At 72.6% G+C, this 11,585-nt stretch carries 10 protein-coding genes; 1 reads left to right on the top strand and 9 read right to left on the bottom strand.

The window, feature by feature from the left end:
- Window positions 1-48: 48 nt before the first annotated feature.
- The 9 genes from ACFVXG_RS45650 to ACFVXG_RS45690 all read right to left on the bottom strand — a co-directional run bounded on the left by ACFVXG_RS45650 (window position 49) and on the right by ACFVXG_RS45690 (window position 10,587).
- Window positions 49-1,665 (bottom strand): tannase/feruloyl esterase family alpha/beta hydrolase, encoded by a 1,617-nt coding sequence (locus ACFVXG_RS45650; RefSeq protein WP_387936439.1) that lies wholly within the window; start codon window positions 1,663-1,665, stop codon window positions 49-51.
- Between the two features lie 297 nt (window positions 1,666-1,962).
- Window positions 1,963-3,252, bottom strand: coding sequence for a cytochrome P450 (locus tag ACFVXG_RS45655; RefSeq protein WP_387936440.1), 1,290 nt, complete (start codon window positions 3,250-3,252; stop codon window positions 1,963-1,965).
- Between the two features lie 52 nt (window positions 3,253-3,304).
- On the bottom strand, window positions 3,305-4,534 hold the full coding sequence (locus ACFVXG_RS45660; protein ID WP_387936441.1) for a cytochrome P450: 1,230 nt from the start codon (window positions 4,532-4,534) through the stop codon (window positions 3,305-3,307).
- A complete protein-coding gene (locus tag ACFVXG_RS45665; protein ID WP_387936442.1) occupies window positions 4,531-7,647 on the bottom strand; it encodes an amino acid adenylation domain-containing protein in 3,117 nt (1,038 codons plus the stop codon). Before ACFVXG_RS45665 ends, ACFVXG_RS45660 begins: the two co-directional genes overlap by 4 nt.
- A 64-nt stretch (window positions 7,648-7,711) precedes the next feature.
- On the bottom strand, window positions 7,712-8,248 hold the full coding sequence (locus tag ACFVXG_RS45670) for a pyridoxamine 5'-phosphate oxidase family protein (protein ID WP_387936443.1): 537 nt from the start codon (window positions 8,246-8,248) through the stop codon (window positions 7,712-7,714).
- A gap of 315 nt (window positions 8,249-8,563) precedes the next feature.
- A complete protein-coding gene (locus ACFVXG_RS45675; protein WP_387936444.1) occupies window positions 8,564-8,938 on the bottom strand; it encodes a nuclear transport factor 2 family protein in 375 nt (124 codons plus the stop codon).
- Window positions 8,939-8,963: 25 nt separating this feature from the next.
- Window positions 8,964-9,389, bottom strand: coding sequence for a nuclear transport factor 2 family protein (locus tag ACFVXG_RS45680; RefSeq protein ID WP_387936445.1), 426 nt, complete (start codon window positions 9,387-9,389; stop codon window positions 8,964-8,966).
- Between the two features lie 112 nt (window positions 9,390-9,501).
- Window positions 9,502-9,921, bottom strand: coding sequence for a nuclear transport factor 2 family protein (locus ACFVXG_RS45685; protein WP_387936446.1), 420 nt, complete (start codon window positions 9,919-9,921; stop codon window positions 9,502-9,504).
- Window positions 9,922-10,083: 162 nt separating this feature from the next.
- Window positions 10,084-10,587 carry a MarR family winged helix-turn-helix transcriptional regulator gene (locus ACFVXG_RS45690; protein WP_387936447.1) on the bottom strand — a complete coding sequence of 168 codons (504 nt, stop codon included), beginning with the start codon at window positions 10,585-10,587 and terminating at the stop codon, window positions 10,084-10,086.
- 142 nt (window positions 10,588-10,729) lie between these two features.
- Between ACFVXG_RS45690 and ACFVXG_RS45695 the strand changes: the two genes are divergently transcribed.
- Window positions 10,730-11,497 carry a pirin family protein gene (locus tag ACFVXG_RS45695; RefSeq protein WP_387936448.1) on the top strand — a complete coding sequence of 256 codons (768 nt, stop codon included), beginning with the start codon at window positions 10,730-10,732 and terminating at the stop codon, window positions 11,495-11,497.
- Window positions 11,498-11,585: the final 88 nt, after the last annotated feature.

Here is an 11,585-nt window from a genome sequence, read left to right on the forward strand (position 1 = left end):
GCCCGCGCCCCGATCGGGGTGCGGGCCGCGCTGCTGCGGGGCGCCCGGTCAGTGCCGGTTACCCGGGACGCAGCGGAAGGAGGCGGCGTCGGCGAGGTCGCCGTGGCCGGTGTACTGGGAGACCAGCGGGTAGGCGCACAGGTCACGCCGGACCGTCCGGCCGTCGAAGGTGTTCAGGGTGGCGGGGAGCGTCTGCGGCGCCTCGCCCTGTTCGACCCAGGCGGTCAGCGCGGCGAGGCCGTCGGTGTGTCCGCCGGCGCCGTTGAGGCCGCAGTGGGCCGCGCCCGGCACCAGAAAGACCCGGTAGAAGTCGTCGACCTCCTCGGCGCCGCCCAGCTGCCGCTCGACCTGCTTGCGGTAGCGCACCGTGCCGTCGGCGGGGATGAACTCGTCGGCCGAGCCGTGCCAGCTGAGCAGCTTGCCGCCGGCGTCCCGGAAGGCGGACAGGTCCGGATCGTCGGTGCCGATGACCTTGTCGTACTCGGCCACGGACTGCCGGAACAACTCGGTGAAGCGCTCGGTGGTGAGGGTGGTGACGTCGAGCGAGGGCTGCTTGGCCACGAAGGTGGACACCCACTCGGCGGGCACCGGGAACGGCGCGCCCACCGGCTTGCCCGAGGCGTCCGTGGTGTGGCCCGCGAGAGCACTCAACTTGGCGCCCTTCGGCACGCCGGCCCACAGCCTGCGGCCGTCGGTGGTGCGCGGCCCGTCCCAGATCCGGCGCACCACCTCCGCGTCGGCCGCGCTGATCGTCAGCTGCTGGCCGTCGCACTCGACGGTCGTGCCGATCAGCCGGCGCGGGTTGAAGCCGCACTCGTCGGGCCGGGACACCAGACCGTCCCGGGCGCCGTCGAGTCCGTCGCAGGCCCGGACGGCGGCGGCGGTGAAGGCGTCGAACTCGCATGCGGTCGGGTAGGTGTGCTCCTCGTTCATCACCACCTGCGGCCACAGCGTGGCGACTTCGAACTCCGTCCAGTGAACAGCGGGAGCGTTGGCGAGGATCCCGTTGTAATCCTCGGGGTACTTCTGGGCCTCCGCGTAGCCCTGGCGGCCGCCGGTCGAGCAGCCGGTGAAGTAGGAGTACGCGGCGGCCCGCTGGTAGTGGGCGGCGATGACGCCCTTGGCGACGACCGCCGCCTCGTGCTCGGAGCGCGAGGCGAAGTTCTCCAGCAGCGCCTGATCGACCGTGCCGTCGCCCTTCAGCCCCCAACGGGTGTCGAGGTAGCTGCTCACCCCGGCGTCCGTGGTGGCGGCGGCGTAGCCGCCCTTGACCGCGGCCGCGAGGTCGGCGCCGTAGTCACCGGCGGCGTAGGCCTGACCGCCGACCGTCTGCAGCCGACCGTTCCAGTTCTGCTGCGGCAGCCAGACCCGCACCTTGGCGTGGTCGCCCTGGCCGGGGTGGGTGAGGGTGACCGTGACATCGCAGAAGGCGGGGACGTCGGGGATGTGGGCGGCGTCCAGCGGGAACACCGGGGGCACGTCGACCGTGCCCGCCGGATGGGCGACGGCCGTCACGTCCTCCACCCGGGTCCCGTCCGGGGCCGCGAACGCGGGGGCGGCGCAGCTGGGGGCGGTGGGCGGTGCGGTGTCCGCCAGCGCGCCGGGCGCATAGAGCACGGCGGCCAGCGACATGCCGACCGAGAGGGCGGTCAGGGTTCGTTTCATCGGGGGCTCCGTCCATAGGCGTGCTGCGGATCGATACCCGGCGGCGTTGATCCGCAGCACGTGAGTAACCGTCCTGAACGGTTATGACGATGACACCCCGTCAGCCCAACCGTCAATCAGCCCGCGACCGATGAGGCCGCGACTCGTCGTATATCTCCCTCATCATCCCGTTTTCACCTCCCATCAGCGGTTGCCTTCCATCACCATTCAGAGCAGTGATATGGGTTGAGGAAAACGACTGCACCCCCTGCCCGGCGTCCGGGCAGGGGGTGCAGGTCCGGTCGAGGCGGGGTCAGCTCACCAGGTGACCGGGACGGCGGCGGCCATGATGGCCATCCGGTTCGGGTGCCACGGGACTTCGTCCACGGGCACGGCCAGCCGCAGCCCGGGGAACCGCTGGAGCAGGACCCGGAAGGCCGTGTCGGACTGACGCCGCACCAGGTGGGCACCGGGGCAGTGGTGGCGGCCGTGGCCGAAGCGCAGGTGGGGGTTGGGCGAACGGGCGGGCTCGAACCGCTCGGCCTCGGCGAAGGTGCCCGGGTCGAAGTTGGCGGCATCCAGGGAGAGCAGGATCAGCTCGCCGGCCTTGACCTGTTCGCCACCCAGGGAGGTGTCCTCGGTGACGAAGCGCGGGATCGCGTTGCCGAGCACGACGCTGCACCGCAGCAGTTCCTCCACGTGCCGGGGTGTCGCCTCCGGGCTCTCCCGCAACTCCGCCATCGCCTCGGGGTGTTGGAGGAGGTTGACGGCGGCGACGCCCAGGAAGCTGGCGAAGTCCTCGTAGCCGCTGACGAAGAGCACCGAGACGATGTTGGACAACTGCCGGTCGCTCAGCCCCTTCTGCTCGGCGTTCAGGTTCCGCTCAGCGTTCAGGTTCCGCTCGGCGTTCAGATCGGCGAGCCGGTCGGCCAGCCCGCGCGGCCGCCCCGGGGTGCGGGCGGCCAGGAAGGCGGCCATGTAGGAGCGGATCTCCTCCCAGTTGGCGGCGAGTTCCTCGTCGGAGTACGTCGCCATGGTGAGGTCCTTGTCGGCACGCTGGGCGAGCCACTCCCGGTCCTCGAACGGCAGGCCGAGCAGCCGGCACAGGCACTGCGCGGCGACCCACTCGGCGAAGTGGTGCTGCAGGTCGCCCGGCGCGCCCTCGGCGACCATCCGCTCCAGGCCTTCGAGGGTGACCTCGGCGACCCAGTCGGCGGGCAGTTCGGGCTGGTTGCGGCCGAGTGCGGTGAGCACCTCGTCGCGCAGTCCGGCCTGCTGGAGGTGGTTCATGGCGTCCAGCAGTTCGGGCGCCAGGATCGGGGCGTCCTGGGTCGGACTGTCGGCCTCGCCGAGTACCGAGCGGGCGAAGGCGCGGTCCCGCAGGACGTCGCGGGCCAGCTCGTACCCGGTGACCAGCCATGCCTCGCCGCCGGAGTTGGTCCGCACCCGGGCGACGGGGCAGCGGCTGCGCAGTTCGTCCAGTTCGGGGGCGAGCCGGTCGCCGTCAGTGCTGAACGGGTAGCGGGGCAGCGAGCCCGCGTCCGGGGTGCCGTCCGGCGTGCCGTCCGGAACCTCGTCGGTGGTGGCGGGCGCCTGGGGTGCGCTCATGCGGCGCGGTCCTTTCTGTACGGGGTCGGGGTGCGTGGCGTGGGTGCCGTCGTCACCAGCGCACCGGCAGCCGAGCCGGGGCGCGTAGCGGGGTGGTCTCGTCCCAGGGCAGCGACTCGGCGGGCTCGGCGAGTTCGATGCCGGGCAGCTTCTCCAGCAACACCTGGATCACGACGGCCAGTTGCATGCGGGTCAGGTGCGCACCGGTGCAGGCGTGCGGGCCGTGGCCGAAGGCGAGGTGCGGATTGGGCGTGCGGGTGAGGTCGAGGCGGTCGGGGTCGGCGAACGCCTCGGGGTCGCGGTTGGCGGAGGCGGGCACCGGCACGACGGCGTCACCGGCCCGGATCCGCTGCCCGTGGAGGGTGAGGTCCTGCTCCGCGACGAGGATGTTGATCGCGTTCATCAGCGGTACGTGGCGCAGCAGTTCGTCCACCGCCGTGGCGGTCCCGGCGGGTTCCTCGCGCAGCCGGCGGAGCTGGTCGGGGTGGGTGAGGAGGGTGAGCAGGGCGTTGCCGGTGTGCTGCATGTTGGTCTTGTAGCCGGCCATCAGCATGGTGACGACGAAGCTCACCACGTCGTCCCGGACCAGCTCGCTGCCGGGGCGGTGGGTCTCGGCGAGCAGCAGCCGGATGTAGTCCCCGTCCTGCTGCACTTCCCCCTCTTCCTCCTCCTTCCGGCTGATCAGCTCCGAGGCGTAGCCCTGGAGGGCGTACAGCGCGGTGAGGATCTCGTCCATGGTCAGCCCGGCGGCGCTGAGCAGGGTGAGGGTGTGCGGGAGGTAGCGGTCGCGGTCCTCGTGCGGGAGGCCGATGGTCTCGCACAGCACGCGCAGCGGCAGCGGTTCGACGTAGCCGGCCACCAGGTCGGCCGTGCGGTCGGGCGAGCCGGCCGTCATGGCGTCGATCAGTTCCTCCGCGATGGCGCGGATGCGGGGCCGCATGAACTCCAGGCGCCCGCGGCCGAACAGCGGCAGGACGGCGCGCCGCACGCGTTCGTGGTGCTCGCCCCGCATCTCCAGGAAGGTCGGCAGGCAGGGCAGCGGCGCGTCGTCGCCCTCGACGGGCGGCCAGGCGGACAGCAGGGGCCGCACCAGCCTCGGGTCGGCGAAGGCGGCCCGGGCGTCCTCGTAGCGGCTGAGCAGCCAGGCGGTCTCGCCGTTGGGCAACTCCGCCTTGACGACGGGCTGTTCGGCGCGCAGCCGGGCGTAGCCGCAAGGCGGTCCGGCGGTGCCGGGCGTCACCTCGGGGACGGGGATGGGGGCGGGGGCGGCGGTGTCGGTCATCGGGTGCCTTCCCGGACAGCAGGGGTGGTGGGGCGCTGGAGGTAGCCGGAGCTGAAGAAGTACTCCAGGTACCGGTCCAGCAGGGCGGAGTCGACCGGCGGGCAGTGCAGTCCGCTGTCCGCCAGGGCGGCCTCGGCGTTGTGCCGCCCGAGCACCGGGAAGGTGCCCTCGAAGTACAGCTCCTTGACCGACATGTCGGCGGTGCGGCTGCGGTCCACACACAGCGACACGAAGGGGGCGGTGGCGCTGGTGGGGTTCGCGGCGACGTGCCGGACCAGCTCGTCGACCCACTCCGCGTAGGGCAGGGTGCGCACCGCGCAGCCGGCCGCCCGCATCCGGTCGATGACGTCCGTGAGCATCGCGGGGCGGGGGTTGGTGAGGTGGTAGGTGCGGCCGTCGGCGTCCCGCCGGGTGGCGATGTGGACCACGGCCTCGGCGAGGTGGTCGACCGGGACGAAGTCCATCGGCAGGGCGATGTCCGGGGCCAGCCCGGTCTCGGCGATCGTCCGGAACAGGGAGCAGATCGCGGTCTCGGTGTTGCTCACCCCGCTCACCTGGTCCCCCGTCACCTCGTACGGGCGGTGGACGGCCACCGGCAGTCCCTGCTCCGCGGCGCGGCGCAGCACCCCCTCCGCCACCCACTTGCTCTCGGCGTAGCCCATGGTGAGCCCGTCGGCGTGGGCCAGCGGGGCGTCCTCGGGGGCTTCGCGCACCCCGGCCGCACCGGAGCCGGCGACGACGGCGACGGTCGACAGGAAGTGGACCGGGACGCGGCGGGGCGCGGCGAGTCGAATGATCTCGCGGGTGCCGTCCACGTTGGGGGCGCGCAGCTGTTCGTACGGGTAGAGGAAGTTGACCTGGGCGCCGTTGTGGACGATCAGGTCGAGGCGGCCGGCGAGGTCGGCGAGGTGCTCGGCCGGGAGTCCGAGGCCGGGCTCGGCGAGGTCGGCGGGGAAGCACTCCAGCCGCTGCCGGTCGGCCTCGTCGAGCCGCAGGCCGTAGCGGGCCAGGGCGGTGCGCACGCGCTGTTCGGCGTGGGCCGGGCTCCCGGCGCGGACGGGGCAGTGGATGCGGGCGGCGGTGCGGCGCAGCAGGGTGGCGAGCAGGAAGGCGCCGACGAAGCCGGAGGCGCCGGTGAGCAGGACGTCCTTCGGGTCCTGGGGGCAGGGCGCGGGGCCCTGGGCGGGCGGGAGGCGGAAGCCGAGTTCGGACTCCCGAGCGAAGTCGACGGTGCTCTCCCCGGCGTCGGCCGGGGCGCCCTCGCGGGCGGCGCGGACGGCCTCGGTGAAGCACGCCAGGGTGGGCGCGGTGAGCAGGGCCCGGATGAGGGTGGAGCTGAGCGCGGCGTCGAGGCCGAGGGCGGCCAGGGTCCGGGTGACGGCCTCGGAGGCGAGCAGGGAGTCGCCGCCGAGGTGGAAGAAGTCGTCCTCGGGGGCGGGCCTGGTGCGCAGCACCTGCTGCCAGATCCCGGCGAGGAGCCCGGCGAGCCCTTCGGCCGGCTGCTCCTGCGGAGATTCGTCCCCGGTGAGGACGGCGGTGGCGCGCAGGCGTTTGCGGTCCACCTTGCCGCCACTGGTCACCGGGAACCGGTCGAGGGCGACCAGCACCGGGACGGCCTGCGGCGGCAGCCACCGGGCGCAGTAGCCGCGCAGTTCGGGCAGCGGCAGGTCCGCTCCCGGGGCGGTCGGGGTGATGTAGGCGGTCAGCGCGTCCCCGTCGGCCTCGACGACGGCCTCGGCCACGGCCGGGTGGGCGCGCAGCCGGGCCTCCACCTCGTCGAGCTCGATCCGCGCGCCGCGCAGCTTGACCTGGCGGTCGGCGCGGCCGCGGTACTCCAACAGGCCGTCGGCGTTGCGGACGACCCGGTCGCCGGTGCGGTAGAGCCGGCCGCCGGGTTCGACCTGCGGCAGGCGGACGAACCGCTCCGCGGTCAGCCGGTCGTCGCCCGGGTAGCCGAGGGCCAGCCCGTCGCCGCCGACGTACAGCTCGCCCTCCTCGCCCGGCGGCGCGGGTGTGCCGTCGGCGCGCAGGACGTGGCAGGTGGTGCCGGCGTACGGTCGGCCGATCGGGACGCCCGCGGCGTCCTCGGGCAGCGGGCGGACGACGTGGGCGGTGGAGACCACCGAGTTCTCGGTCGGGCCGTAGAAGTTGACCACGGTGGTGCCGGGGCAGGCGGCGAGGACGGCGTTCGCCAGGCGCGGGTCCATCGCCTCGCCGCCGGCCGAGACGAAGCGCAGGCCCGCCATCGCCTGCGGGCTGGTCCGGGCGAGCAGGTGGAAGACGCTCGTGGTCAGGTAGGCGACGGTGACGTCCCGGCGGCGCAGCAGGTGCTCCAGCGCGGTCGGCGAGAGGAGTTCCTCGCGGTCGGCGATCACCAGGCAGGCGCCGGTGAGCAGGGCGCCCCAGATCTCGATGGTCGAGGCGTCCGAGGACAGGCCGTAGCCGTGCAGGATCCGGTCGCCGGGCCCGGGCGGGGGCAGTTCGCGGTCGGCCAGGACGAGCCGGGCGACGCCGCGGTGCGGGATCGCCACGGGCTTGGGGCGGCCGGTGGTGCCGGAGGTGAAGGCGACGTAGGCGCAGTCGGTGGGCGCGGACAAGGCGCCGGCGGTCCGAACGGCCGCCGGGGCGGGGTCGCCGTCGTCGACGGCCGGGATGCTCACCCGCAGGCCGCGGACCGGGCGTTCGGTGCCGGGCAGGGTGACGGCGGCGCGCAGCCCGGCGTCCTCGGCCATGGCGCGCAGGCGGGCCGGGGGCAGGTCGTCGTCCAGCGGGACGTACGCGCAGCCGGCCTTGAGGATGCCCAGCAGGGCTATCAGCGCCTCCGGGGACCGGCTGCCGCACACCCCGACGGCTTCGCCGGGGGTGATGCCCGCGGCCAGCAGTCGGGCGGCGAGGGCGGTCGATCCGGCGTCGAGCCGGCCGTAGCTGAGGACGCGTTCGCGGTGCTGGACCGCCGGGGCGTCCGGGTGCGCGGCCACCTGCCGGGCGAAGAGCTCCGGGAGGGTGAGGTCCTGGAGGGTGAGGTCCTGCGGCCGGTCGGGGCGGGCGGCGCGGGCCGCGGGGCGCGGGGCCGGGAGGTGGAGCGGGCGTGACGAGACATCGATATCGGTCATGGGTCCTTCTCAGCAAGTGGGCCCGTCGGCCGCGGCCAGCAGGCCGGTGCCGACGGCGCGCAGGTCAGTCCGCGCTGTCGGCGGCGGGTTCGGCAAGGGGGTCAGCGACATCGGCGGCTTCGGAAGCGCGCTCGCCGGGCCGGGTCGGCTCGCCGGGCTCGGTGAAGTCGGCGGCGAAGGCCGAGAAGTCGGCGGTCCGCCAGCGCTGCGGCCGCAGCCGGAACAGGATGTCGTCCTTGAGCTGCTCGGCCGTGGCCTCGAGGTAGCCGCGGGCCTCGTCCGGCTCCAGGTAGCGGTGCGCCAGGGCGTCCCGGACGGCCGGCGGCACCGGGTCCTCCACGGTGACGACCGGCCCCTCCACGCTCACGTACCGGTAGGGCCGCCGCTCGTCCTGCACGCAGAGGCTGAACCGGCCGGCGGCGCGCAGCAGTCGGCCCTTGACCGTCTCGCGCCCCGTCTGGACGAGGATCTCGCCCCCGGGCTCGTAGCCGTACCAGACCGGCACGCTCAGCGGCGCCCGGTCGCCTTCTCTGGGGTCCGCGACGCTCAGCACCCCGACCCGGCGGTCGGCGAGGAAGCGCTCCCGGTCGTTCTGCGACATGGTGGGCAGCATCGAACAATCCCCTTTGCTCATCAGGAAGTTGAGGCCTGCGGCCGCTACTCGTCAGCCGCGGCCGGACCGGCCGGTGCGGCGCGTGCGCGCAGGACGGGACGACGGCCACCCGATCGCGCGGGCCGCGCCGCCGGACACGACGACGGACCGCCGGTGCGACCCGGCGGCCCGTTCGTCTCCGTAGGAACAGCATGACGCTACTGGCACGTACGATTACGGAGAGATCACTCTACTGTCGTGAACATGTCACTCAGTGGCTTGAACTAGCCTGAACGACACCACCACCCCCACCTGACCCTCCCGTCAGCGGGCCTCGCCCGGCCACCCCAGGGCCCGGAACACCGCGACCGGGTCGAGGCAGTCGCGCCAGCGCGCCACCCGGCGGCCCTCGACGGTGAGCACCGAGACGAAGCGGTCGTCGTACGCGTTCCCGGTGCGGACGGCACAGCCGTGCACGGCATACCCCAGGACGACCACCGACGTGGCGGTGTCATGGTGCACCGCCAGCCCGTCGCCCCCGGTCAGGACCATGGCGTCGCCGTAACCGCGGTAGAGCTCGGCGACCGCGCGCCGTCCGCGCACCTGCCGGGGGTAGCCGGGGACGGTGACCACGTACTCGACCATGACGCCCTCGGCCAGCAGGTCGAAGAAGTGCTCGCCGACGGCCAGCGGATCCACTAGCGACCGGGCGCTGCCCCACGGTTCACTGCTGAACGGCCGCCCCGCCCGGCGCCTCCGTGACGAAGGTGTACAGCTCGACGATCACTCCGTCCCGGCAGTGGGCGATGTCCATCCCGGTCACGACGGGCGGCTGCCCGGGCGGGCCGAAGCGGAACCCGAGGTGCCCGAGGTCGTCGTTGACGGACACCGGCCCGTCCGGACTGAACACCCAGTCGGGGGCCTGCGCGCGCAGCTCGGCGGCGCGCCGGGCGAGGGCCTCGCGCCCGCGGATGACCTGCCGGCCGGCCTCGTGCCAGACCACGTCGTCGGAGTACGTCGCGGCGATCGCCGCGGCGCGGCGCTCCGGGTCCGGCTCGCCGAAGACATCGAGCAGGTTGCGGCGCAGCAGCGCGGCGACGGTGTCGGTGTCGGTGTCGGTGTCGGGTCCGCGCAGGCGGTCGGTGGTCATGGCCATCTCCTTGGTCTCTCATCGACTTGAACCTTCACGTCAAACCCTATTCCTCTTGACTTGAAGGCTCAAGTCACAGCACGGCGAGGACGCCTTCCGGTCCCGGCTGCACTCAGGCGAGGCCGAGCTGTGCGGCGATGACCGTGCCGGAGGGGTAGCAGTCGAAGCGCTTGATCTTTCCGTCGACCAGCTCGAACACGTCACAGCAGGGCGCATCCATCCGCCGACCGGTCGGCGGGACGGTGCCGGCCGGCGTCTCCAGCGGCCCGGTGTGGGTGCCCTGGAGGCGCAGCTGGACGATCACGGTGTCGCCGTCGAGGTAGAAGCGCTCCAGCTCGCGGTGCATGTCGGGGAAGGCCTTGGCGTAGACCTCGACCGTCTTGCCGAGCTCCGCGGGCCCCTGGTAGGTGAACGGGATGGACATGTCGGCGAAGGTGCCGTCCTCCGTGAACGCCGCGATCCAGCCGGCGACGTCCTGCTCCTCGGCCACCCGGTAGGCGGCGCGGACGATGCTCTCGTTGTCCTGGGACATCTCGATCACTCCTGCTTTCGGTCTCGATCCGGAGCCGACCCGGCGGCCGGCTCGCGGCTTCCCTCTGGATTCACTTTAACCTTCAAGTCATGGCAGAGCACAAGACCCGGGAGCACAGGAATCTGCCACCGCCGACAGAACCAGATCACTTGACCCTTCAGCTCACCGCGCCGGCGAGTCAATGCGCTGCAGGATGCGCTCGGCATCCTGACCGAGTCGGCGCAGCCGCTCACCCGAGAGGTTGTCCACCACCAGGCGCCGCACGTAGGCGACGTGCGCGGGGGCCGCGGCCTCGAGCTTGGCCATCCCCTCGGGCAGCAGGATCGCGTTGGTGAACCGCCCGTCGGCGGGGTCGGGCTCACGCCGGACGTAGCCGCGGCCCTCCAGCCGCTTGACCATGTGGGACAGCCGCGACAGCGAGGTGCTGGTGTTCTCGGCGAGCATGCTCATCCGCAGGGTCCACTCGGGGGCCTCGGACAGCATCGCGAGCGTCATGTACTCGACCATGCTCAGGTCGGCGTCGCGCTGCAGCTGGGCGTCGATGGCCCAGGGAAGCCTGGTCATCAGCCGGACCACCGACAGCCAGGAGGCCAGCTCGCCGGAGCTCAGCCACAGGTCCGCGTTTTCGTCCGCCGGCGGCGCCGGCACCTCGTCCCGAGTGTTCATTCCGGGAGCGTATCAGCCACATTCTGCGCATGACATGGGCGATTGCTCATCCTCGGGAACACTCCGGGTCACTTGAAGGTTCATGCAATGGCAGCCTAGGCTCAAGGTTGAATCCTGAACATCTCACCCGAGGAGGCACCCCGTGCCCGGACTCCTGACCCCGGCGATCGAGGTCCGGCGCGCGAACGACCGGCAGTCCAGCCGACTGTCCTGGCTCGACTCCCGCCACTCCTTCTCGTTCGGCACCGGCCGGCCCGATCCGGCCAACACCCACCACGGCCTGCTCCTGGTCAACAACGAGGACCTGGTGCAGCCCGGCACGGGCTTCGAGACCCACCCCCACCGCGACATGGAGATCGTCACCTGGGTGCTCCAGGGCTCACTCGTCCACCAGGACTCCGGCGGCCACTCCGGCGTGATCTACCCCGGCCTGGCCCAGCGGATGAGCGCGGGCACCGGCATCCTCCACTCGGAGAAGAACGACGCCTACCGACCGACCGACGCCCCCTCCCCCACCCCGGTGCGCTTCGTGCAGATGTGGGTCCTGCCCGACGAGCCCGGAGTCACCCCCGGCTACGAGCAGTTGGAGATCGACGCCGAACTGCTCAGCGGCTCCCTGGTCACGGTGACCTCGGGCATGGACCGCCACCGCGGCACCACCGCGATCCGGATCCACAACCGCTACGCCGCCCTGCACGCCGCCCGCCTACAGCCGGGCCAACAGGTCACACTCCCGGAAGCCCCCTTCACCCACCTCTTCGTCCCCCAGGGCTCGATCACCCTCGAAGGCGCCGGCCCCCTCACCCAGGGCGACGCCGCCCGCCTCACCGCCACCGGCGGCCAACGCGCCACCGCCCTCGAGCCGTCCGAACTCCTCATCTGGGAAATGCACGCGACCACCACCCTCTGATACGAAAATCCCCCTCCCCTGGCCCTTCTTGAAGATCAGGCGACCTCGACGGATTGGAGAGTGACTTGGTAGCCGAGTTGGTTCAGCT

This window comes from Kitasatospora sp. NPDC058162 (genome assembly GCF_042884005.1).
In the GTDB taxonomy this organism is placed as follows: Bacteria; Actinomycetota; Actinomycetes; order Streptomycetales; family Streptomycetaceae; genus Kitasatospora.